Origin of the sequence: Sphingobacterium sp. UBA3549, assembly GCF_002376635.1 — a bacterium.
Classification (GTDB): domain Bacteria; phylum Bacteroidota; class Bacteroidia; order Sphingobacteriales; family Sphingobacteriaceae; genus Sphingobacterium.
Genome location: NZ_DFOE01000017.1, coordinates 75,493 through 99,405, shown reverse-complemented (window position 1 = coordinate 99,405; position 23,913 = coordinate 75,493). Strand labels below are relative to the sequence as shown.

General features: G+C 39.5%; 21 protein-coding genes. 12 read left to right on the top strand and 9 right to left on the bottom strand.

Annotated features, from left to right (window positions below):
- Window positions 1-77: 77 nt before the first annotated feature.
- Together lpxD and B2W36_RS09135 are read right to left on the bottom strand one after the other, a co-directional pair.
- On the bottom strand, window positions 78-1,118 hold the full coding sequence (gene lpxD / locus B2W36_RS09140; protein ID WP_293887553.1) for a UDP-3-O-(3-hydroxymyristoyl)glucosamine N-acyltransferase: 1,041 nt from the start codon (window positions 1,116-1,118) through the stop codon (window positions 78-80).
- A 33-nt stretch (window positions 1,119-1,151) separates the two neighbouring features.
- Window positions 1,152-2,402, bottom strand: a complete 1,251-nt coding sequence (locus B2W36_RS09135; RefSeq protein ID WP_293887552.1) for an HD domain-containing protein — start codon at window positions 2,400-2,402, stop codon at window positions 1,152-1,154.
- A 267-nt stretch (window positions 2,403-2,669) separates the two neighbouring features.
- Between B2W36_RS09135 and B2W36_RS09130 the strand changes: the two genes are divergently transcribed.
- From B2W36_RS09130 to B2W36_RS09120, 3 genes are read left to right on the top strand one after another with little or no spacing between them, the layout of a single operon-like run.
- The gene (locus B2W36_RS09130; protein ID WP_293882606.1) at window positions 2,670-4,223 is read left to right on the top strand and encodes a PglZ domain-containing protein; all 1,554 of its coding nucleotides are present in this window, start codon (window positions 2,670-2,672) and stop codon (window positions 4,221-4,223) included.
- A 12-nt stretch (window positions 4,224-4,235) separates the two neighbouring features.
- Window positions 4,236-4,646, top strand: a complete 411-nt coding sequence (gene tsaE / locus B2W36_RS09125) for a tRNA (adenosine(37)-N6)-threonylcarbamoyltransferase complex ATPase subunit type 1 TsaE (RefSeq protein WP_293887551.1) — start codon at window positions 4,236-4,238, stop codon at window positions 4,644-4,646.
- 23 nt (window positions 4,647-4,669) lie between these two features.
- Window positions 4,670-5,716, top strand: a complete 1,047-nt coding sequence (locus tag B2W36_RS09120; protein ID WP_293887550.1) for an ABC transporter ATP-binding protein — start codon at window positions 4,670-4,672, stop codon at window positions 5,714-5,716.
- Between the two features lie 9 nt (window positions 5,717-5,725).
- On the opposite strand, the gene B2W36_RS09115 is transcribed toward B2W36_RS09120, so the two are convergent.
- On the bottom strand, window positions 5,726-6,577 hold the full coding sequence (locus B2W36_RS09115) for an alpha/beta hydrolase (protein WP_293887549.1): 852 nt from the start codon (window positions 6,575-6,577) through the stop codon (window positions 5,726-5,728).
- 77 nt (window positions 6,578-6,654) lie between these two features.
- Window positions 6,655-7,866 (bottom strand): alanine dehydrogenase, encoded by a 1,212-nt coding sequence (locus B2W36_RS09110; RefSeq protein ID WP_293887548.1) that lies wholly within the window; start codon window positions 7,864-7,866, stop codon window positions 6,655-6,657.
- 133 nt (window positions 7,867-7,999) lie between these two features.
- On the opposite strand from B2W36_RS09110, the gene B2W36_RS09105 reads away from it, so the two are divergent.
- The 5 genes from B2W36_RS09105 (at window position 8,000) to ytxJ (ending at window position 12,610) form a co-directional block, all read left to right on the top strand.
- Window positions 8,000-9,919 carry a polysaccharide biosynthesis protein gene (locus B2W36_RS09105; protein WP_293887547.1) on the top strand — a complete coding sequence of 640 codons (1,920 nt, stop codon included), beginning with the start codon at window positions 8,000-8,002 and terminating at the stop codon, window positions 9,917-9,919.
- Window positions 9,920-10,179: 260 nt separating this feature from the next.
- Complete coding sequence (locus tag B2W36_RS09100; protein ID WP_349676343.1) at window positions 10,180-10,674, top strand: tetratricopeptide repeat protein; 495 nt, start codon at window positions 10,180-10,182, stop codon at window positions 10,672-10,674.
- Window positions 10,675-10,756: 82 nt separating this feature from the next.
- The gene (ribH, locus tag B2W36_RS09095) at window positions 10,757-11,245 is read left to right on the top strand and encodes a 6,7-dimethyl-8-ribityllumazine synthase (RefSeq protein WP_293882586.1); all 489 of its coding nucleotides are present in this window, start codon (window positions 10,757-10,759) and stop codon (window positions 11,243-11,245) included.
- Between the two features lie 289 nt (window positions 11,246-11,534).
- Complete coding sequence (locus tag B2W36_RS09090; protein ID WP_293882583.1) at window positions 11,535-12,275, top strand: hypothetical protein; 741 nt, start codon at window positions 11,535-11,537, stop codon at window positions 12,273-12,275.
- Complete coding sequence (gene ytxJ / locus B2W36_RS09085; protein WP_293882580.1) at window positions 12,272-12,610, top strand: bacillithiol system redox-active protein YtxJ; 339 nt, start codon at window positions 12,272-12,274, stop codon at window positions 12,608-12,610. Before B2W36_RS09090 ends, ytxJ begins: the two co-directional genes overlap by 4 nt.
- Window positions 12,611-12,658: 48 nt before the next feature.
- On the opposite strand, the gene B2W36_RS09080 is transcribed toward ytxJ, so the two are convergent.
- A complete protein-coding gene (locus B2W36_RS09080; protein ID WP_293882578.1) occupies window positions 12,659-13,093 on the bottom strand; it encodes an RNA-binding S4 domain-containing protein in 435 nt (144 codons plus the stop codon).
- Window positions 13,094-13,455: 362 nt separating this feature from the next.
- On the opposite strand from B2W36_RS09080, the gene B2W36_RS09075 reads away from it, so the two are divergent.
- Genes B2W36_RS09075 through folP form a run of 4 tightly spaced genes read left to right on the top strand, consistent with a single transcriptional unit; the run spans window position 13,456 to window position 16,235 of the window.
- Window positions 13,456-14,274 carry a 2,3,4,5-tetrahydropyridine-2,6-dicarboxylate N-succinyltransferase gene (locus B2W36_RS09075; protein WP_293882576.1) on the top strand — a complete coding sequence of 273 codons (819 nt, stop codon included), beginning with the start codon at window positions 13,456-13,458 and terminating at the stop codon, window positions 14,272-14,274.
- A 27-nt stretch (window positions 14,275-14,301) separates the two neighbouring features.
- Window positions 14,302-14,880 carry an L-threonylcarbamoyladenylate synthase gene (locus tag B2W36_RS09070; RefSeq protein ID WP_293882574.1) on the top strand — a complete coding sequence of 193 codons (579 nt, stop codon included), beginning with the start codon at window positions 14,302-14,304 and terminating at the stop codon, window positions 14,878-14,880.
- Window position 14,881: 1 nt separating this feature from the next.
- Window positions 14,882-15,361 carry a DUF4920 domain-containing protein gene (locus B2W36_RS09065; protein WP_293887546.1) on the top strand — a complete coding sequence of 160 codons (480 nt, stop codon included), beginning with the start codon at window positions 14,882-14,884 and terminating at the stop codon, window positions 15,359-15,361.
- A 31-nt stretch (window positions 15,362-15,392) separates the two neighbouring features.
- Window positions 15,393-16,235 carry a dihydropteroate synthase gene (folP, locus tag B2W36_RS09060; protein ID WP_293882569.1) on the top strand — a complete coding sequence of 281 codons (843 nt, stop codon included), beginning with the start codon at window positions 15,393-15,395 and terminating at the stop codon, window positions 16,233-16,235.
- A gap of 184 nt (window positions 16,236-16,419) precedes the next feature.
- Here the strand turns inward: folP and B2W36_RS09055 are convergent, their stop codons facing one another.
- The 4 genes from B2W36_RS09055 to B2W36_RS09040 all read right to left on the bottom strand — a co-directional run bounded on the left by B2W36_RS09055 (window position 16,420) and on the right by B2W36_RS09040 (window position 23,871).
- Window positions 16,420-17,757, bottom strand: coding sequence for a DUF5125 domain-containing protein (locus B2W36_RS09055; RefSeq protein ID WP_293882567.1), 1,338 nt, complete (start codon window positions 17,755-17,757; stop codon window positions 16,420-16,422).
- A 57-nt stretch (window positions 17,758-17,814) separates the two neighbouring features.
- Window positions 17,815-19,287, bottom strand: coding sequence for a glycoside hydrolase family 30 protein (locus B2W36_RS09050; protein ID WP_293882565.1), 1,473 nt, complete (start codon window positions 19,285-19,287; stop codon window positions 17,815-17,817).
- A gap of 76 nt (window positions 19,288-19,363) precedes the next feature.
- Window positions 19,364-20,881, bottom strand: a complete 1,518-nt coding sequence (locus B2W36_RS09045) for a RagB/SusD family nutrient uptake outer membrane protein (RefSeq protein WP_293882563.1) — start codon at window positions 20,879-20,881, stop codon at window positions 19,364-19,366.
- 11 nt (window positions 20,882-20,892) lie between these two features.
- Window positions 20,893-23,871 carry a SusC/RagA family TonB-linked outer membrane protein gene (locus B2W36_RS09040; protein WP_293882560.1) on the bottom strand — a complete coding sequence of 993 codons (2,979 nt, stop codon included), beginning with the start codon at window positions 23,869-23,871 and terminating at the stop codon, window positions 20,893-20,895.
- Between the last annotated feature and the right edge of the window lie 42 nt (window positions 23,872-23,913).

Sequence of the window (23,913 nt, the reverse complement as noted above, 5' to 3'; positions counted from 1 at the left end):
CCCTTTAATGATATAGTGCTACGATAAACTACTGTTTCATCACAATTAAAGAACAGCTTATTTTCAATGAAAAATAATTATTTTAATTTTTTTTCTACTAATTTTTCTAATTCCTGGATTCGCTTTTCCAATTCAGGAAGACGAGCAAAAATTACATTGGATCTCAATTGTGGCTGATAAGGCATCAACGGTGTACCGCCCCACTTCTTACCCTCTTCTTTGATCGATCTATTCACTCCGGATTGGGCCTGAATTTGGGATCCCTTAGCAATAACAATATGCCCAACTACACCAACCTGACCGCCCAATACCACATGCTCTCCGATTTTTGAACTACCGGAAATACCAGTCTGCGCCGCGACGACAGTATTCTTTCCAATATCAACATTATGGGCAATCTGGATCAAATTATCCAACTTCACGCCATCACGCACAATGGTAGCTCCCATGGTTGCTCTGTCAATTACCGTATTTGCGCCAATCTCAACATTATCCTCTATTTGAACATGGCCAATCTGAGGAACTTTTTTATATGTTCCGTCTTCTTGTGGTGCAAATCCAAATCCATCTGATCCGATGACAACACCTGAATGTACCACCACATTTTTACCGATCTTACAATCATGATAAATCTTCACTCCTGGGTAGAGCGTTGTATTATCTCCAATCGTAACTTTATCTCCAATATAAACCTGTGGGTAAATTTTCACATGATCACCGATCGATGCTCCTCTGCCAATATATACAAAAGCACCGATGTACCCCCCTTGGCCGATTTCAGCTTCGTCGTGTATAAAATGAGGTTCCTCTCGTCCACTTTTGTCAAGGCGAAACTCATTATACATATTTAGGACAGTAGAGAAAGCAGCATAGGCATTCTTAACCCGTATAATCGTCAATGTAGGTTTAGTCGAATGTGTCAATTGCAAATCTTCATTAACAATAACAATCGAGGCATCAGTAGTATATATGAAATGCTCATATTTTGGATTCGACAAAAAAGAAAGATCACCTTTTTTACCTTCCTCAATTTTGGCAAGGTTACCTACCGCAACCGCTGGATTTCCTTCAATCCGTCCTTCTAATAATGTCGCTATTTGTTGAGCAGTAAATTGCATGGTACAAATCTATGTTTTTTTATTAAAAAATAACTACTTGGTGGAAGGAATTGCAACATATCTCACCTCTTTTGGATAACACAAAGCATATTTAGCGACATTTTTCGACAGTGCTTCTAAATTCCCCAGATCAGAAGCCTCCGTTATATCGACAAGTTCGCCCGATTTTAACAAAATTTTTATTTGATCCTGGGATGAATTATACGCGCGATTCTGAATTTCCTGAGTAAATACATAATAGTGAATATCCTCCATCGCCACGCCGATTTCCGCCTGTACTTTTGCTTTCACCAAATCAATATATTCGCGCGAAAAAGGTTTGTTGCTCAATACAGAGCGATATAAATCACGCTTCATTACCCGTTGACACATTGTACTTAAAATATGATCCTCATGACACTCCCATGTTTTTATGGCAGACATAATATCTGTATCATCCAAACGAGTAAACCAGTCTAAATGCAACGGGTTGTCCAAAAAATTACTTTTATTGATTTGCTGGCTTAAAAACCAATGAAAAGCTGGAGTAGAAAAGAGTTCATAGCCAGCAGCCGTCAAATATTTTGCCCGCTGCAGAATTTTAATCAGTAACTGCTCAGCACCAATAACGGTTTTGTGCAGATATACTTGCCAATACATCAGTCGCCGTGCTATCAGAAATTTCTCTACTGAATATAGCCCTTTATAATCCACAACAATTTCATCCGCTACCACATTGAGCATTTTTATGATACGATCAAATGAGATCACTCCCTCAGATACTCCAGTAAAAAAGCTATCCCTATTGAGATAGTCCATCCGATCAACATCCAACTGGCTCGACACCAATTGGTGAAGAAATTTCCGCTCGTATTTGTTATTAAAAATGGTAATTGCAAGGCTCAACCTTCCGTCTAAATCCTGATTGATTCGATCCATTAACAACGAAGACAACAACTCATGCGAAACGCCTTCAATTAAACTATGTTCTAATGAGTGGGAAAAGGGGCCATGCCCAATATCATGGAGTAAAATAGCTGAAAGAGCTGCTTCCTCTTCCGTGTCCGAAATGAATACACCCTTGCTTCTTAAGGTTTCCAAAGCCATCGCCATCAAATGCATCGATCCAATGGCGTGCTGAAAACGAGTATGTAATGCACCTGGATAGACGAGATGTGTCATACTCACCTGCTTGATATAGCGGAGTCGCTGAAAATAAGGATGCTGTACCAAATCAAAGACCAATCCTGTGGGGATCGAAACAAACCCGTATACCGGATCATTTATAATTTTATTTTTGTTCAAGGCGGCGACAAATTAATGCGATCATCAACACTATAAATTATGAAACCTGGCTCTTAAATCCCGAACGCTGGGTTAACATCAGTATAAACTTAAAACAAAGATAGTTAGTTCATCGTTAAGAAATGTTAAAAATAAAATCTAAAGCACGATATTTGCTTAAGTTAGCATGAGATCAAAAATCCGTTAAATAGGTAAGAGTTGTTCTTTTACACTATTTCATTCATAGAAACACGGTCCTCCTCTAGTAATTAAACACATATATAGCAGATGCAAAAAACACATATTCTCTGGGCTGACGATGAAATTGACTTTCTAAAACCACATATCCTATTTTTAGAAAGCAAAGGATATAAAGTTGACACCGTCAATAATGGAAATGATGCTGTTGAAGCCTTTAAAAATGGTTTTTTCCATCTCGTTTTTTTAGACGAGAATATGCCCGGTTTAACCGGACTTGAAACACTCGGTATACTGAAGTCTATCAATCCTTCTGTCCCTATTGTGCTGGTGACTAAAAATGAAGAAGAACATGTCATGGAAGATGCGATAGGCTCTAAAATAGATGATTATCTGATCAAGCCGGTCAATCCCAAACAAATCTTGATGACGATAAAGAAATTGACTGAAAACAAGCGCCTCGTCAATGAAAAAACATCCATGGCCTACCAGCAGGACTTCCGTAATTTAGGGATGATCCTCAACGAAAACCTAGATTATGACCAATGGTCGGAAGTATATAAAAAACTTGTGTACTGGGAGTTATCTCTAGAAAAGCTTGAAGATAACAATATGCATGAAATTCTGACCATGCAAAAATCTGAGGCTAACATGCAGTTCTCAAAATTCATAGAGAACAACTATATCCATTGGATTAATCGTCCCGAAAATGGCCCCATACTGTCCCATCAATTGTTTAAGAAGAAAGTGTTCCCTACGCTGGAAGATGATGTACCTACATTTTTCTTCTTAATAGACAATTTGCGGTTTGACCAATGGAAGATCATTAATGAGGTTATTACCGACTATTTTAGACTGGAAGAGGAAATAAACTATTTCAGTATTTTGCCAACGGCAACACAATATGCTAGAAATGCCATTTTTAGTGGACTAACTCCCTTAGAAATGGAAAAACGTTTTCCGAAATTATGGCAAAATGATGAAGACGAAGGTGGTAAAAATCTATACGAGGATAAATTTTTGGAGGATCAGATTAAGCGCCTTTATCGGAAGCCCATAAAACACTCCTACACAAAAATTCTGACGCTGGAACAAGGAAAAGACGTTGTAGACAATCTCGGAAATTTAATGCACAATCAGCTCAATGCATTAGTGTATAATTTTGTGGATATGCTATCTCATGCACGTACAGATAGCTCTATGATTCGGGAATTAGCAAACGACGAGGCAGCATACCGTTCCCTCACCTTGTCATGGTTTGAGCATTCCCCCTTATTGGAGGCTATCAAATGGCTTTCCCAAAAAAAGGTTCGCGTAATTATCACCACTGACCATGGCACGATCCGTGTAAAAAAGCCAAGTAAAATTGTGGGAGATCGAAATACAAATACAAATTTAAGATATAAGCAAGGGAAAAATTTGAATTATATCGACAAAGACGTCTTCGCTATCAAAAACCCACATGAGGCACAATTGCCCAAACTTCACGTGAGCTCAACATACGTATTCGCCAAGGAGGACACCTATTTTGTGTACCCCAACAACTACAACCAATTTGTAAATTACTTTAATGGAACGTTTCAACATGGCGGAATCTCTTTGGAAGAAATGATTATCCCCTTTGCGACATACTTGCCGAAATAGTAATTTTGCACCATGGAAATTATTGTAAATTCGACCGCAGATTTATCGCAAGCAGCTCAGACACTTTTAACTAGTTTTCCAGAGGTCCGAATTTTTCTGCTATATGGTCCAATGGGGGCCGGGAAAACAACTTTTGTGAAATACCTCTGCAAACAATTAAATGTCCAAGACAGCACATCTAGCCCGACATTCTCCATCGTAAATGAATACGAATCTGCCAGTGGCCCCGTATATCACTTCGATTTTTACCGTATCAAGGAGGAACAGGAGGCATTTGATTTTGGCTATGAGGAATACTTTTATTCTGGAGCATACTGCTTTGTTGAGTGGCCAGAGAAAATTCCAAATTTACTTCCTGAAGAAGCAAAGGAAATACATATCAGCATCATAGATGCAACAACACGTCAAATCTCTATTCATTAACTTACCTTTTTCGACTTCCCAATATGGCTCAATCATCCTCTTGTCAATATATTCCATCTGATATTCATGTGCCCGGATTATCTGCTATACACGCCGAAAATCTTAGCTTTTCCTTTCATGAGAACAGCATGCAATTTGCTGTTGAAAACAGTTCCTTCGACATTGAAGAAGGAAAAATAACAGCTATTATAGGTGAGTCCGGGAGCGGGAAAAGCACCTTATTGAGACTGATATATGGATTATTGGAACCAACAGAAGGTGTGGTGCGCTATAAAGGCTGGCAGGTACCAACACGAAAGGATAAGTTAATTCCCGGTCACGATGCGATGAAATTAGTCTCGCAGGGTTTTGACGATTTAAATACATATGCCAACGTGTGGGACAATGTTGCTTCACAATTGCCGAATACAAATATCAAACGTAAACAAGATAAAACTGCGGAAATACTGCAACGTCTGCGGATAGACCACCTTGGGCGAAAAAGAGTAGCAGACATCAGTGGCGGCGAAAAGCAACGCGTTGCAATCTGCCGTGCCCTCATCAATGAGCCTGAAGTTCTACTTATGGATGAACCCTTTAATCAGGTTGATGCCTCATTTCGCGATACGCTCCAACAAGACATAAAAGATATAGTCAAAGAAACCGGGTTAACTGTTATACTCGTTTCTCACGATCCGACCGAAGTACTTGCTTTAGCGGATAATCTTATCGTGATGAAAGAAGGTAAAATCCTAGATCAAAACAACCCACATCAACTCTATGACACCCCTTCACACCCTTATACCGCCCAATTGTTGGCGAAAAGCAATATCTTAACTATCCAGCAAGCTCAAAATTTAGGTATAACAACCGAAAAACCTATAGCAATCCATCAAGAATGGATTGCTATAAGTCCTTCACAAGAGTCTACTTTTTTTGTAAAAGATGTGCGATTTAGAGGATTTTATTATGAAATCGTTGTCGGGAATAATGCGATTAACTTACATACCATTACAACGTCTCAAATCATTCCGCCAAGACAACAAGCAGTCGATCTGACGATATCCCATTGGATTTCTTTTGACCATTAATTTGATGTGCTAATCCAGTGTAGCTAGCCAGGACAAAAATGCGTCAAACCACAATTTATCCGAAGTTTTGTTAATTAACCCAAAACCATGCCCCCCCTGCTCGAAGACATAAAGCTTATTGGGCACTTTTGCTTTGTCCAAAGCAGCAATCATTCGATAACTGTTTTCTATCGGCACCGCCATATCGTCTTTGGCATGTACAAAGAAAACCGGACAAACTTCCCGAGAGACCTGTAATTCAGAAGAAAATGATCTGACCAGATCTTCTGATGGATTTTCTCCGATCAGATTAATTCTTGATCCTTTGTGTGTGATATCATTCTCCATGGAGATGACCGGATAAATTAATCCAGCAAAATCAGGTCTTAGGGATACATGCTGAGAATTCGCTATATAGTCCTTCTTGAATTGGGTAATTAAAGTAGAGGCCAAATGCCCGCCTGCAGAGAAGCCAATAACGCCAACCCTGCGAAGTTCAGGGTGCAACGTTCTGATCAATTGGACCGCTCGCTGAGCATCTTGAAGAGGCCCTATTGATTTGTTACGCATAATATTTGGCGAAGGTAAACGGTATTGTAAAACAAAAGCCGAATAACCATTTTTTACAAGCTCTTTTGCAACAGCATGCCCTTCATGATCCATAGCGATATGAGAATACCCACCTCCCGGAATCACCAGTACAGCGATATTCTTAGCACTACTTTTATCTGCCGGATAAGCAAATAACCTAGGAACATTTTTTTCTAACTTCACTTGCTCTTTATCCGTGGAATTTGGAATGGAATCTGCATAAAGATTGATTGTTTCCTGCGCCTTAACGAGTGAAATCAACGAACATAAAATCATAAAAATTCTTTTCATTAGCCTAATAATTTAAAAATAATTCGAACAATTGTTTCCCAGAGGTACACTTCCGAGATCCGCTTTAGACACATCATCTATAAAGACGAAACGACTAAAAGATCCAAATCTTTGGCAGTCATATTGAACCTTGATGCCATATCAGCATTTGTAAGATTACCTTGATACAAATAAATGGAACTTCGGATTCCGGGATTTTTCCAAATTGCGTTTTTCAATCCTCCAAGCTCAGCAAAATCGAGCAAAATTGAAGTAAAAATATTACTCATGGCATAGGTTGCTGTTCGTGCCACACGAGAAGCGATATTGGGGACACAGTAATGAATAACATCAAATTTTCGGAAAACGGGTTGATCATGTGAGGTCACTTCTGAAGTTTCAAAATTCCCGCCCTGATCGATACTTACATCTATAACAACGGAATTGGGCTTCATTTTAGATACCGTTTCTTCCGAAATCAAACAAGAAGACCTTCCATTGCGTGCCCGCAAAGCACCAATCACGACATCTGAACTGATAACAGCCTTATTTAAAATAATTGGCTGTATAACAGATGTAAAAACACGGCTGCCAAGATTGTTCTGTAAACGCCTAAGTTTATATATTGAATTATCAAAAACCTTTACCTGTGCGCCTAAAGCTAAAGCTGTTCGGGCGGCTTGTTCACCAACGGTACCAGCGCCGATAATAACAACTTCCGTCGAGGCTACCCCGGTCACACCGCCTAACATCAGCCCCTTTCCGCCAAACGCATTGCTCAGATATTCGCCAGCAATCAGGGTTGCCGTTGCTCCCACAATTTCGCTCATGGCCCTAACGACCGCTAAACACCCACCCTCGTCTCTTAAATACTCATAAGAAATTGCTGTAATCTTTTTATGCATTAATGCCTTTAAGACATCTAAGCTCATGAGTGAGGGTTGCTGAGAAGACAATAAAAGTTGGCGTTCTTTCATCAACTTTACTTCTGACGCAGTAGGGCTACCGACCTTGATAATCAAATCCGCTTGGTATACTTCTTCGCGGGAAGATACGATCCGAGCCCCCTGTTCACTATAATGATGGTCTAAAAAGTTGGCTCCACTGCCTGCCCCCGTCTCAATGATAACGTCGTGCCCATTCTCTACCAGCAATGCAACCGCTAATGGTGTCAAACATATCCGCTTTTCCTGGAGCGAGATCTCTTTTGGAATACCTATAAATAAACTTTTTGCATTCTTTTTCTTTTCAAAAAGCATCTCTTTTGGAGAAATCATAGCTTGACTAGCAAGCTTCCCTAACTCATTCATCTTGTCAAATTGATCGTTAGCTAAAATTACAATAAATAATCAATCTTATCAAACGAAGATAAATTTGGTTTGGCACACCTTTGGAATGAAACAAATTTATCTACATTTGTCTAAATTAATCAGATATAATACCATGCTCAGTAAAGTAAATATAGTGCCGCGGTGGATCATTTTTTTATTGGACATCTTTAGCGTATCCATCGCCTATCTGCTCGCAAATGTCATTTACTATGATTTTGACTTCGCTTTTTTGCTTGACATTGATTTTAGTATACGTTATATTTTATTTATAGGTGTATGCTCTTTTTCATTCTACCTTTTTAAAATGTATACCGGAATAGTTCGTTACACAAGTGCGATCGATTCCATACGTATATTATCGACGATAACATTTAGTGTTTTCATTCTCCTTGTTATAAAAATAATAATCCAAGCAAATGAGATCGAGCGTAATATCCCAACTGCCCTCATTATTTTCTTTGCACTCTTTTCATTTCTAATCTTAACAGTCTATAGAACGATTATTAAGATTTTTTTCCTATACACAAAAAAAGCTAGTGGCTCCAGAAAAAAAACGCTGATCTATGGAGCAGGCGACTTGGGAATTGCTGTAAAAAGAACATTAGACCATGATGTAAGATCCAAAAATGCCATTGTCGGATTTTTAGATGATAATGAACAAAAAATAAATAAGGTCATTGATGGAACGAAGATATATTCTTCGCAGAAGTTCAGCCACCTGATCAAAACGTTAAATGTCGAGGAGGTCATTATTGCTTCCCATAATATTCCTTCGGACCGCAAAAATGAAATCACTGACGTCGCGCTGGAAAAAAATGTTAATATTTTAACGCTGCCCCCAGTTAAGAAAATTATGAATGGCGACCTTAATCCCAATCAGATCCAAAAAATAAAAATTGAAGATTTATTGGAAAGGGCACCTATAAAGATCAACGATGATCACATCCTTAGTCAAACGAAAGGCAAAAGGATATTAGTCACTGGTGCTGCAGGCTCTATAGGAAGTGAGATCGCAACCCAATTGGGAAGATACGAACCGCAGATGATTATACTGTGTGACCAGGCGGAGTCCCCCTTACATAATCTCCAACTCGATCTTCAAGATGAATTTCCAAATCAAGTATATCATACGTACATAGCCGATGTCCGAAGTACAAAAAGAATGCAATTACTTTTTGAAACGTTCAAACCACACTATGTCTATCACGCAGCAGCCTATAAACATGTGCCGATGATGGAAAACCATCCATTGGAAGCGGTACAAACGAATGTGATGGGAACAAAAAATCTTGCTGATTTAGCTGTTGAATTTCAAGTTGAAAAATTTGTTTTCGTCTCTACAGACAAAGCGGTCAATCCCACCAATATTATGGGGGCAACGAAACGAATTGCTGAAATTTACGTCCAGTCGTTGAACAATCATTTGGAAGCATCATTGCAAGAAAGTATCCATACTAAATTTATTACGACACGCTTTGGAAACGTACTGGGTTCAAATGGTTCTGTAATTCCACGATTCAGAGATCAAATTCAAAAAGGTGGCCCTGTAACGGTTACTCATCCAGAAATTACACGATATTTTATGACCATTCCCGAAGCATGCCGATTGGTTCTTGAGGCTGGAACAATGGGACAAGGTGGCGAAATCTTTGTCTTCGATATGGGAAAATCTGTAAAAATAGTCGAGTTAGCTAAAAAAATGATTCGTCTTTCAGGATTTAAGCCAAATGAAGATATTGAAATAAAGTTTACGGGATTGCGTCCCGGAGAAAAGTTGTATGAGGAATTATTAAATGATCTAGAAAATACCCTACCGACTCATCATGAAAAAATTATGATTGCTAAGGTGAGAGAAAATAATTACGACATCGTGCTCATGAAGATAGAAGAGCTGCAGCAACGATTGGCAACGCAAAACAAAAACGAAGTGGTGTACCAAATGAAAATCATTGTACCCGAATTCAAAAGCAAAAATTCGATCTACGAGCAACTGGATCGAGAAATCGAATTATCAAATAAGTCAGAAAACTAAACTTAATTCACTTTAAAATTGCAAAAAACTTGTATTTTTGCTCGAAAAGTGTATTTTTGCAATCCATATTTTACTGATTAGTAATGTCTAAAAACACAAATAATACAAATCAAGGTTTCAAACCTTCAAAAGGATCGTTTTTCCAAGATAACCAAAAAAGCGTAGTGTTCATTTTAGGTGGTATCGTTGTATTGATCTTACTTTATTTTGGATATCAAAAGCTGTATCTAGATCCGAGAGCAGAGGAAGCTTCGAACCGTATGTATAAAGCTGAACAGCTTGCCACAATTGATTCTTTGCAAAATAAAGCAATCATGGGGGATGGTGCATTTCTTGGATTTAAACAAATTGCGGATGAATATTCGAATACAAAATCGGCAAATATAGCGAATGCTTATTTAGGGGGATTGTATTTGCGCCAAGGTAAATTCGAAGAGGCTGTAAAAGCTCTTGAAAAATATTCTCCTACTGGAAGCCAAATTCTTGACCCTTTGGTAATTGGTTTAACAGGTGATGCATATTCAGAGTTAAAAGACTACAAAAAAGCTGCTGATTACTATAAACAGGCTTCCGAAAAATCGAGCAATTCTTACACAACACCGCTCTTTTTAAAAAAATTAGGCCTTGTTTATGAAGCACAAAATGATTACAAAGGTGCAGAGACTGCCTACAAAAAGATTAAGACAGATTTCCCTGAAAGCCAAGAGGCCGCTACCATTGACGGCTTATTAGGTCGCGTACAGGCACATTTATAAGCGATACAATGTCACAAAAAAAAGAGGCTATTTGATAGCCTCTTTTTTTGTGACCATCTAAAACACTATCTTTGCTCCTATTATGGCAAGTAGCATTAAAAATTTATCAGACTTCTCGCATATCCAAGTCGCGGATGCAAGTCCATTCAAATTCGCAATCGTTGTTGCACAATGGAATGCAGAAATTACAGGTGCATTATTGAATGGTGCAATAAAGGGCCTGGAGGAGCATGGCGCTGAAGAAGAAAATATCCAAATTATAGAGGTACCTGGAAGTTTTGAATTAATTTCAGGAGCGGATCTGGCAATGAGAAATCAGGGTTTTGACGCAGTTATTTGTTTAGGTTGCGTCATCCAGGGCGAAACAAGACATTTTGATTTCATCTGCGATGCAGTTGCAAATGGCATTGCTAATGTAGGGCTCAAATATAATAAGCCAGCAATTTTTGGTGTATTAACAACAGACAACCTCCAACAGGCATTGGATCGTGCAGGTGGAAAGCACGGGAATAAAGGTGAAGAAGCTGCTATTACAGCGATACAAATGGCTCATATTGCCAAAAAATTCTAATTTGGTATCAATTTTGCCTACTTATACTTACACGTCAATGATGAAAGTATTTATTGAACATAGTTTAAAGTAAGGTACTTCCATTTGTGATCAATCGATTAATAAAATATGCTATTATCTTATTAATCGATTTTTATTTTTCATCAGAATAAATTGTCGTTGATGGGCTCACATGGATAAAGTAAGCGGAACAATCGCCAGTCTCACAGAAAATAATGCAATGATGAAGTGGAGTATCTTTAATTTTTGCATAGTCCACTTGATGATTGTTTCTTAAAAAAATAGGGTTATGAAAATATTATCGAACGTATTCAGTATCGTTATCCTGACCTTGTTCTGTCAGTTGAATTTAATAGCGCAAGAGGATAGTCTACATAAACAGATTTGGCAAAGTATTGGCGGTCAAGAAAAGTGGGATTCGTTACAGTATTTAGCATTCTCTGCAAAAGGGAATAACATTTCAGACCAATTAGCTAACGAGGAACGAAAATTCTTGTTCAATCGGACAACGGGAGCGTGTCGATTTGATGGGTATACAGGAACAGACCAAGTGACTTACCTATTTAATTTTAAAAACCCTGGGGGTGATAAGCTCTTTATTGGCGGAAATTTATCCACAGACGAGGCAGAGCTTAAGAAATCAATCAAAAGCCAACTCTTTTTGGATTTTAATTTGCTCCTTTTACCCACCCTCATTGGACAGAAGAATGTGCAGCTCAAAAACCAGAAAGAAAGCTTTAGCGCAGGACAAAAATTAACGATATCCAATATCCTTTCTTCAACCCCCATTTTTGGGACCAGGATTGCCGGATTGCTTTACATCGATCAAAATACAGGGGAAATCGCGCGTTATGAATACACAGATAAGGGAGAAAAAATTACATATGAAGTGAGCAATTATAAGGAGATCGGCGACGGTATACGTTTACCAAGCCTATTCAATTGCACAACGAACGAACAGAGAAGTTGTCTATTCTCCTCTATTTCATCTTTTGTACAAGTAGAACAAAAAAAATTCACAGAATTATGATCAATTGGATAGCATTAAACACAGAAGAACAGCTACAAGAACTATATCAATCGGATAAAGTTGCAGCTATTTTTAAACATAGCACAACATGTGGTATCAGTAATATGGCTAAACGCAGTCTTGAACGAATGTCTGCGCTATCAGACCACGATTATACGATTTATCTCTTAGACCTATTGCGCTACCGTTCTCTTTCGAATGAGATTGCTCAACGCTGGAATGTAGAACATCAATCTCCTCAAATATTGATTATTAAAGGAAAAGACAGTATATACGATGCTTCACATGGCGATATCCAATTTGATGAGATCGAAAAATACTTAGTGGCAATCTAATAGTATAGTCCATGTCGGATTCTTTTTGGATTCCATCAAAATAAACAGCTATTTTTTTGGTTCTGGATTTTTTATTTCATCGTCCTTTTCCCACCATTCTGAAGATTGCAGATCATCGATTTCCCGACGGTCCTTTTTAGTAGGCCGACCGGTACCACGATCTCTTTTGAGGACAGGAGCGTGAAACATAGATTTATATCCAACCGTCTCTTCAACAGGAGTTTGATCCTCGTAGAATTGCACAGCAGTCTTTGCATCCACACGACGGTCCAGCAGGCCGGTCACAAGCACGATTTTACGCTCAATACCTTTTTGAACGTGATATACATCGCCTAACTTTACTTCGTAAGATGGTTTTATATTCTGTCCTTTTAATTTAACTCTTCCAGCCTTGCACGCCTCGGTCGCCAAGGTTCTGGTTTTAAATAAACGAATTGACCACAAATATTTATCAATTCTTAATTTTTCTGATGTTCCAGCCATAGTACAAAAATAGCTATTTTTAGAACCATTACAACCAAAAGAAATTATAGAAAATATCCATACACCTGAGTTCAATTATCAACCTTCTCCTATTCAATCGCTCACCAACCAAACGTCAACTCCTCATTGCAAGCGGACTGTTAAAACGAGCATTGCATGGTGAATGCACCTTCAACAGGTGGATTCAACGTGAACTCGCTGCGCGCACACTGTGGGTACGGTGAAGAGCTGATCATAAATTGGTACGCTGTTGGTATCTGGAAAGTATAACGCAAGGAACAATGGATAAAGTTGCTTTTAAGTCCAACTTTATCTAAGTTTGTACATCAAAATAAACTAATTCAAATAAGCAAAAAAATAATATGGTAGAGCCACTTAAAAAACTGATTGAGGAAGCTTGGGAAGATAGGCAATTATTAGAATATAAAGAATATACGGAAGCGATTCGTACGGTCATCATGAAATTAGATAGCGGTGAAATTCGCGTCGCCGAAATGATTGGCACCAGATGGCACGTGAACGATTGGATCAAGAAAGCTGTTATTTTGTACTTTCCTATTAATGACATGCGTGAAATGACTGCTGGGCCTTTTGTATTTCATGATAAGATGAAACTCAAAACAGACTATAAGCATACGGGCGTGCGTGTTGTACCCGGGGCATCGGCTCGTTTAGGTGCTTATTTGGCTAAAGGGGTTATTATGATGCCTTCTTATGTTAATATTGGTGCTTATGTAGACGAAGGTACGATGGTGGACACATGGGCAACTGTCGGCTCTTGCGCTCAGATCGGCAAACATGTACATTTGAGTGGTGGCGTTGGCATTGGTGGTGTATTGGAACCTGTACAAGCAGCTCCGGTTATTATTGAAGACAATGTTTTCATCGGATCAAGAGCGATTGTAGTCGAAGGTATTCGCGTAGAAAAGGAAGCCGTATTAGGTGCCAATGTTGTACTAACAGCCTCGACAAAAATTATTGATGTGACTGGATCTGAGCCAGTAGAATATAAAGGTTATGTGCCTGCCCGCTCTGTTGTTATTCCAGGATCGTATACGAAAAAATTTGCAGCTGGAGAATATCAGGTTCCTTGTGCCCTGATTATTGGACAACGCAAAGAGTCTACGGACAAAAAGACTTCATTAAACGACGCTTTACGTGAACACAATGTTGCGGTTTAAAATTAAAATTAGCATAGAAAATTAAAGATGAGTGGATTCGTAGATCGAGAAGATTTGAATAAGGCTTTGGAAACGCTAAAAAATGGTGGACTGATCCTTTACCCAACGGATACAATTTGGGGAATAGGCTGCGATGCTACCAATCCTGAAGCGGTAGAAAAAGTCTTTCAACTGAAAGGAAGAGACAAATCTAAAAGTCTGATAGTCTTATTACATAATGACAATCAACTGGCGAGTTATGTCAATGAGATTCCCGAAGTCGCTTATCAACTTATTGAATACACAGAAAAGCCTTTGACAATTGTTTATTCGAATGCCAAAAATCTTGCTCCCAATGCAATAGCGGAAGACGGATCTATTGGCATTCGAATTGTCAAACATCCTTTTTGTGAGCAGCTGTTACAACGCTTTCGCAAACCCATAATCTCCACTTCGGCCAATATCAGCGGTGAACCTACAGCAAAAGATTTTGATGAAATCGCTGACACCATTAAAGCTGGAGTCGACTATATTGTCGCTTACGACAGGAATGTAGCAACAGATGGAAAATCATCTACCGTTATGAAACTAGACCCAAGTGGTAAATTCGAATTTATTAGAAAATAATATGAAAAAGATCTTTTTATTTCTTGTTTTGGCCATTGTCGTCACTCGCTTTTCATTCGGGCAACAAAAGGATATTCCAGCAGCCAAGCCCGGAGTAAAATATGGGAAAGAAATTTCTGCTTCCAATGCGATTTCAGTGGCAAAGCTTGAAAAGGAGCTTACACAAAAGAATGCTTTCCATGGAAAGATAACGGGTAAGGTGGTAGAAGTGTGTAAGAAAAAGGGTTGTTTCATGACCTTACAACGTGACGGACAAGAGCCTATTACCGTGCGTTTTAAAGACTATGGTTTTTTTATGCCATCGAACATTGTCGGTAAGACGGTTGTCGTGGAGGGGAGCGCAAAGAAAAAAGAAGTTTCCGTCGCATCTTTACAAAATGCCGCAAAGGATCTTGGCAAATCACAGGCTGAAATAGATCAAATTACACAACCCAAAAAAGACATAAGCATTATTGCTGATGGTGTTTTGGTTGTAAAATAAAGTTGTATACGCTTACGCTGTCGTTGTTCCGATGAAAAGATTTCAAACATCACCCTGTCAATCCATACTAGTCGATGGCACCTTAATGACCTTCGATACGCCCATTATTATGGGCATACTCAATGTGACTCCGGATTCTTTTTACGATGGTGGCGATAATACGACCGTTGAACGTGCGGTAGGGAAAGCAAAGGAGTTATTGCTTGAGGGAGCTCAAATTCTCGATATTGGCGCCTATTCTTCACGTCCAGGCGCACCATTAATTTCATCACAGGAGGAAATGGATCGAGCTCTACCCCCAATTCGAGCAATTAAAGCGGCGTTTCCTGACGCCATTTTATCGATTGATACCTTCAGGGCCGACGTTGCAGCTGCAGCGGTTGAAGCAGGCGTTCACATCATTAATGATGTATCTGGTGGTACACTCGACGATAATATGTTTGCTACAGTAGCCAAATACCAGGTTCCTTACATTCTTATGCATATGCGCGGTATTCCCGAAAATATGCAGGAAAAAACAGACTACACAGATATTGTAACGGATGTTGCCACGTTTTTGGGTGAGCGCATCGCCGTGCTAAGAAGTATGGGGGTGAAAGACATTATTCTTGATCCAGGCTTTGGCTTTGCCAAGACAGCCGAACAGAACTATGAGTTGCTTTATCGTGTCAATGAACTTCACTACTTCGAATTACCAATTTTGGGCGGAATATCCCGCAAATCCATGATCTATAAAAAAATCGGGATCACAGCCCAGGAAGCGTTAAACGGTACTACCGCTTTGAATACATTACTGCTCGAAAGAGGCGTACAAATTCTACGTGTACATGATGTAAAAGAAGCGAAACAGTTAGTTGATCTCTTCTATTCATAGATTAGCTCTATTTTCCTAAAAAGCATATCATCGGATTTTCACAGTGTGATACGGACTTTCCTTGCTATCGTCCAACTGTTATATAGGAATGGTCCGAAAGACTTAAAATCTATCAAATAAGTTAAGCTTAGATAAAAATTCCTGGGCAAAAAAACTGCCCAGGAATTCCAAAACTCGTTTTATTTTATTTCGCTGCTACGGTCAACACAGCCTTCTTATTCCCGGCAGTCAAATCCAGCGTGAAAATATAAGTCTTACCTGATTCTAATACTTTACCGGTTTTTATACCAAGATTACCCGAGTCACGTCCATTATTGCCATCCCCCACAAATACAATATCACTTGTAGTTGTGATGTCCGCACCTCCAAATTCACCTCCCCATCCTTTTTGATGGAAAAATTTGAAGTTGATGTTATCAGAATTTATGGACTCTCCGGCCTTAACCGTTATCTGATATTTCTTATTACCTAATGGAACCAAACAAAGCGCTTTATCCGTATTCCAGCCTACCTGATTACTGGATACCTTAGGTTTTCCAATTCCTTCGCCAATAATCCAGATGGCACCAGTTCCGTCATCTTGTAGTTTTGCCAAATCATTACCTGTCATCGCCTCAACCACAAAGTATTTTAAGTTAAAGTCTGCGGTAACACGGTATTTCCCGGTTGCTCCTTTAAACGAAAGAGTTCCATCGGCCGCTTGAGCAAAGTAATCTGGATCAATCCACCAATTTTGCAGATCCGCAATCCCTTCGAAGGTTGTCGCTTTTCCTTGCGCGAGCTCGATTTCAACTTTGGAATGCTTATCATCTAGTCGGCTAAACTGCGATCCATTGAGTAGAACAACAATAAACGGAGAAGCCTGAAAGGTCAATGTATTAAATTGAATCGGATATACACCAGAAGTCGAATTCGAGAATGGAATTTCGGCAGTAGAACCTAAATTAATAACATTATTGACCCAACCAAAATTCATTGCATTTCCTTGTGAACCAACTTTTGGCGCTTGGATATAGCCTTTTACTTCTGCAGGAAAGTTTTCTTTTGCTGCATATTGATTACGTCCTACCTTTTCCATTCGATAGGACTTGGATTCGGTGACCAAGGTTAAATACGGAAAGTCAGGTCTGCTGAGGCTTAGGTCAAAAGACTGTTCGCTCGTTTTCTGGCTTATATTCTGCAAAACAAATTTTAATGTTGCTTTTCCGTCGGGAATACCTTTCAGGAATGGAACATAAATCTTTCCAGCGTAGTCTCCGTTTTCTTTGGTACGGATCACGGTCTCTGTTACCTTGTCATCTGTAAAATACAACTGGGCTTTAACCGTAGAGAGTGCAACTTCGTTATCGGAAACGTGTACTTGGAATTCTAGGCTATCACCAAAATTTGCGGATGAGATAGGTGATTTCAATTCGATTTTAGGATCCCCTACCTGATAGGTATATTTTTCATCCTTTTTACAGGAACTTACTGCGGCAAGAGCAGCAGTTGCCAAGAGTAGATTGATGAAGTATCTTTTCATTTATTCATAATTTATGCGCTATCGGCAAGATAGCGCTTAGGGTTTATCGTCCTCCAATTAATAAGTCCAGCGGTAAGAAACAACCGCCTTTGCTGGCACATCATAGCTAAAATGATTTTTACCGTCAGCCAATGTGATTTTGCGGCTATCGCCTGAGTCATTTAATAAAACGACAGCATAGGTTCCATCTGTATTTTGAAACGCCGTATAAACCAAGCCTTCCGCAGTATACCCAGAAGTGCCAATCCGTATCGCTCCTGATTTGACCACCGCAGAAAGATGACCAACAATATAATAGTGCGAATTGCGTGTTATATTTTTATAATTCGCCTTACTGATATCTACAGCTCCATAACATGTCTGACAGCCGCCCTCCCGATTCGGTCCTTTTTCGGTATCTAACATCAGATTCCAGACAATTACACCCTTACTCCAATTGTTAACTGTGCCAATGGCGACTTCACGCATATCTTCCATCAAACGTTTTTCAAGATTCCGGCCATCATTCCATTCCCCAATGGATGTTTCTGTAAAGACCAGTTCTTTATCCGGACGTTGATTATGGATATCTATTAGCTCTGCTTTATCACCACCATAGTTGTGGTACGCCGCTCCTGCAAAGAATGAGGCTGCTTCGGCATCGTTATAAATCTTCACAGGATAATCAGTCTGATCAGCAATATCATCATAGTTATAATTATGATCAAATGCATAGATTTTTGTCGACAGGTTTGCTGCTTTTAATTGTGGCCCTAAAGATTGTTTTACAAAAGCTTGTTGTTCTTGCCATGACATATAAAGCGACGCGGAATTCTTCCTATTCAAAGGCTCATTTTGAACAGTAATCGAATAAATATTAATGCCTTCTTTCTTCATTGCCTGGATCCATTGCACGAAATACCAACCATAATCCTGGTAATATTTTGGATTTAGCTGTCCGCTAGTCCAGGAATCAAAAGGCTTTAAATCAGTCAGGTTGTTAACTTTCATCCATTTCGGTGGAGTCCAAGGTGAGCCCATGATCTTTATAGATGGATTGATAGCAAGTATCTCTTTAAGTACCGGAATGATATATTGGGTTTCTTCCATCTGCATGCCGAAATTTTCTTTCCCTTGCTTGTCCCAGCAGGTGTATTCACTCAACGAAAAGTCGGAGCATCCAATAGCAATACGAATGTAATTCATGCCCATCCCATCTTTATCGGAAAAAGTCTCTGTAAGAAATTTTGTTCGATCTTCCTTACTCATTTTCATTAGATTATAGCATGTAGAACCTGTAATTGCTGCGCCGAAGCCATCCATAGTCTGAAATTTCTTCGCTGGATCTAACGTAATTGTATTGGGCGACATATTAAATTTGGAGCTGAAATCAACAAAGCGCTTTCCAAAATCCAAAGACCGACTGCCTGTCGTGGTATAAATGGTAACATCACCACTTTTTTTAATATCTTCACCTTGTGAAGGTGTATAGCTGTCACGGTTACAAGATGTTGCCGTCACGAGACAGGACAACAAGAATGTATATATCATAGTTTTTTTATTATTGCGTTTCATCTGTTAGTTTTTTTTCCCGTCCATCGGAAGGGACTTCCCATTGTTAAATCAATTAATAGCCTGGATTCTGAACGAGGTTAGGGTTCTGATCAATTTTTGGTTGCGGGATCGGCAGGCGGTAAGAGTTTTTTGTAAAAGGGTATACCTGAGCTTTTCTCCCTGCGTCTTTTGCATAAACAGCATTCATAACTGGCTCTACCTTGTCTAAGCGCACAAGATCAAACCAACGCTGTCCTTCGAAAGCCAATTCTAGTCGGCGCTCTTTCAAATAAGCATCCAATAAAGCATCCTTATTTGAACGTACCGCTGCAGATAATTTAGGCAGTTTAACGCGCGTACGAATTTTGTCTATAATGTCGGCAGCTCCAGATAAATCTGATCCCTGTTGAATTAATGCTTCTGCTTTCAACAACAATAGATCAGCGTAACGAAGTTTAACAATACTATTAAATGCAGACCGCAACTTAAACATGAATGGGTAATTATTTGAAGGATAATAATTACTCCAGGTTGTTGAATAATAAACGATCGATTGGCCCAAACGAATTTGATCTCCCTCATTCGTATAGGTCTGTATCAAATCCCGAGACGGAGTTACCCATTTTGCCCAGGTAAAGTTATTATCATAATTGGACAAATCACGTCCAAACATCCAGGTGGCCCAATTACCGCCTCCAGCTGTAAACTGTGCTTCTAAAATAGATTCTTTCGTATTACGTTGTGCAAGATCCGTATTGCTTGCGTTCATCGCATACAAATCTGAGTAATTAGGATTTAGGTCAAAGCCATCTGCAGTCAGGGCATCAACAAATTGAACGACTTTACCATAATCCCGAATTGGTTTTTCGGCATAGATCTTTGCCAACATAGCACGCGCTACGGATTTAGTAAATAAGGTCTTATTGCCGTTATTGTTAGTAGGTGCATCAGCCAATCCATCTAGCAGATCCCTTTCAATCTGCTTATAAGCTTCTTCTTCGGTAGCTTGTTTTGGAAAATACTGTGGATAAACTTCATTGACATTATCTCCGGTAATATCGGGGGCAATGGTGGTAATCACAGGGATCGATCCGAATATACGGACCATATCAAACATGGCCAATGCTCTGAATAGTTTTGCTTGTGCCTTATACGTTCTAATATCTGTATCGCTCAGCGATTTATCGGCGACACTATCCACATAAATGATCAAGCGATTTGCGCGTCCAACGTCTTCCAGGTATCTTCCCCAATCGCGGTCAACGACAGAATTAGAACCTTCAATAGAATTGTTCTCAAAAGGTAAAACTTCCGCTCCGGTCGTTCCAGCATAGGAATTGTCGGCGTGCGAATCTCCAATCAAGAGCAGGTCGAGGTACCAATGCTCTTGTCGATCTTTCATCTGTTGATATATTCCAGCCAAATAGGTTTCCACTTCGGTCCTATTTTTAAAAACAACCTGTGTTCCTGTCTCTGTTTTACCCTGACTCACATCCGAATAATCCGAAAGCGGATCACGATTCAGCGAACAGGAAAATAAAAACAAAGAGCCCGTTAGCAAAGAAAGCGTATTACTTATATATTTTTTCATGATACAGACAATTAAAACTCAATATTAAGACCTAAAACAAATGAACGATTCTGCGGATAGGTTCCCCAATCAATACCTTGGATTCTAGCATCGGATCCGCCAGAATATTGGTTTACTTCCGGATCCATGCCCGAATATTTGGTCAAGGTAAATAGATTACTTACGGATAGATAAGGCTGAATTTTGTTGATACCAATCCGTTTCAGTTTTTCAGGCGTGATAGAATAACCCAAAGAAACATTTTTCATGCGCAGATAACTGCCATCTTCGACGAAATAGCTTGAGTTTTTCATATCGAAACCTGCTTTTGGAACATGCGTAATTTGTCCAGGTATCCGCCAACGATCCAATACCACTGTTGTTTGATTGCGACCGTCATACATTCCTTCTGTTTCCATACGACTGGCATTGAAGATATCATTGCCATAAGTCCCCTGAATGAATATACTTAGATCGAAATTCTTATAAGAGAAGCTGTTTGTCATACCGTACACAAACTTTGGAAGCGGATTACCGATATAGGTACGGTCGCTTGATGAAATCTTACCATCGTCATTCAGGTCACGATACATGAGTTCACCCGTTTCAGGATTTACACCATCTGATAGATAACCGTAGAATCCTGCAAGCGATCTCCCCGGCTCATTTTTTACCACGAAGTCATTGACATAATCGTTTGTCTTGACATCATAATACACCTGTTGTAAATCCAATTGCTGTAGTTTATTTCTGTTGAAAGAAATATTAAAATCTGTGTTCCAAGTTAAATTCCCGGTCAGATTCTTTGAATTCACCGCAAATTCAAAACCATGGTTGTTCAGACGGCCGCCATTTCTCTGGATCGTGTTTGCTTGCTGTCCTGCAGGTAGACTTGCATTCATTAAAAGATCTTTGGTATCCTTGTTGTAATAATCTGCACTGACGGTTAATCTATTGCTCAACATGGTGATATCAAAACCTATGCTGGTGGTACTTGTTGTTTCCCAAGTCAGGTCTTTCGCTCGTAAGATTGTTGGTTTGTTGATATTGGGCAATGAATTTTCTTTTCCTTCGACAAACCACTGTTGACGCTGGATACCGCTTAATTGCAGATACGCATAATCGCCTAATCCGTATTGGTTACCCGTTTGTCCCCATCCACCGCGAATTTTAAAATCATTAATCCAGGCAATATCTTTCATAAAGTCTTCCGAAGAAATTCTCCATGCAGCCGAAACCGATGGAAAATATCCCCAACGGTGTTCTGGGCTAAGCTTCGACGAACCGTCTGCACGCATATTCGCAGTCACTAAATACTTGCCATCATAATTATACATGGCGCGAGCAAAATAGGACATAATTCCCCAGTTTGATGCCGTAGATCCTGTCCTGTCCCAAGAAATCTTATTGGCAGCATTCAGCGTTTCAATGATGCCATTTGCATAGTTTGAGCCAAAAATCTCACTTCTAGCGTACTTAGAATCTGTCCAGGAAGAACCACCCATTGCTTCCAGATTATGCTTACCAAAGCTTTTGCTATACGTTAAGATATTATCCCAAGTTAATACGGTGTTTGTATTACGCATGTCGGAGGCCTCGCCAAATTGATTTCTTCCCCATGCTGTGGTCCAAGGATCCAGGAAGGTAGTCATAATGCCCGATCTTCGATCGAATGAAAACGAAGTTTTCCAAGTGAAGTTGGGCATAAAAGAAACCAATGCACTTCCTGTGGCGACAATCCGATTTTCTCGGTTATTATTATTTTTTGTCCGCGCTAAGTTTTCCAAAGGACTGGTGATGTTGCTGATCCCATAGAAATTATTATAGAATCGATCCGGATTTGCTAGATCCCATACCGGCGCATAAGTGGGTGTTGTAATCACGGAGGTAACAACACCGCCACGATTAGATCCCAAGCCCGAGGTAATGCCATTATCATTGTTATCCGAATAATTGATATTCGCATTGACCTTTAACCATTTTCGAACCTGATTGTCAATATTAGCACGGAAATTATACCGTCTAAAGAACGAGCCTTGTAATGTCCCTTTTTCATTCAAATAACCGCCACCCAGATAGTAACGGATTTTCTCATTACCATCCGAAATTGATATTTGATGGTTTTGCTGAATCCCTGTTTTGTAGGTCTCTTTAAACCAGTCGGTCTGATCCAACAATCCTTCCGGAAGATTGACTAGGCCGATCTCATCCTGTAAATCTTTGTATTGGCTGGTATTTAAAACCTGGACAGTGTTATTGACAACATTGGCTGTCCATTGTGTTCCAAGCGTTATTTTTGCTTCACCAGCTTTACCGGACTTGGTCGTTACTAAAATAACGCCATTCGAACCGCGAGAACCATAAATGGCGCCGGATGAAGCGTCCTTTAGAATTTGGATATCCACTATATCATTTGGTGACAAGAATTTAATATCCTCAACAGGAACCCCATCAACGACATACAAAGGAGTAGTATTGCTATTAAAAGATGTTATTCCGCGAATTTGTATTTGAGGTGCTGCACCTGGTTGACCACTCGGCTGAATAACAGTTACCCCGGCCGCTTTGCCTTGAATAGCTTGGCCAAAATTAGTAACGGGTCTCTTCTCTAGATCTTTGGTAGAGACAGAAGAAATTGCAGTTGTCACGTCTTTTCTTTTCACACTACCATAACCGATTACAATGACGTCCTCAAGCACATTGGTAGAAGAGTTTAATTGGACCACCATGGTACTATTGGCAGGCACTTCTTTGGTATCGTATCCAACAAATGTAAATTGGAGTGTACTGCCCGTACTAGCTGACATTTGAAAACGCCCATCTCCGTTACTGGAGACTGCATTGCTACTTCCCTTCTGTGTAATGGTTACCCCAGAAAGTGGTTTCTGATCATTGGCATCCAGGACACGTCCACTGATTTGGATCCGGTCTTGGGCAAACACCAAATTCATCAAGGTGAACAGGAAAGCCAACCCCATAGAAAAGGCAACTTTTCGTGTAAAGTAAATCATATGAAATAAAAAATTGGTTATTGTTTCATCTTTTGGTTATTC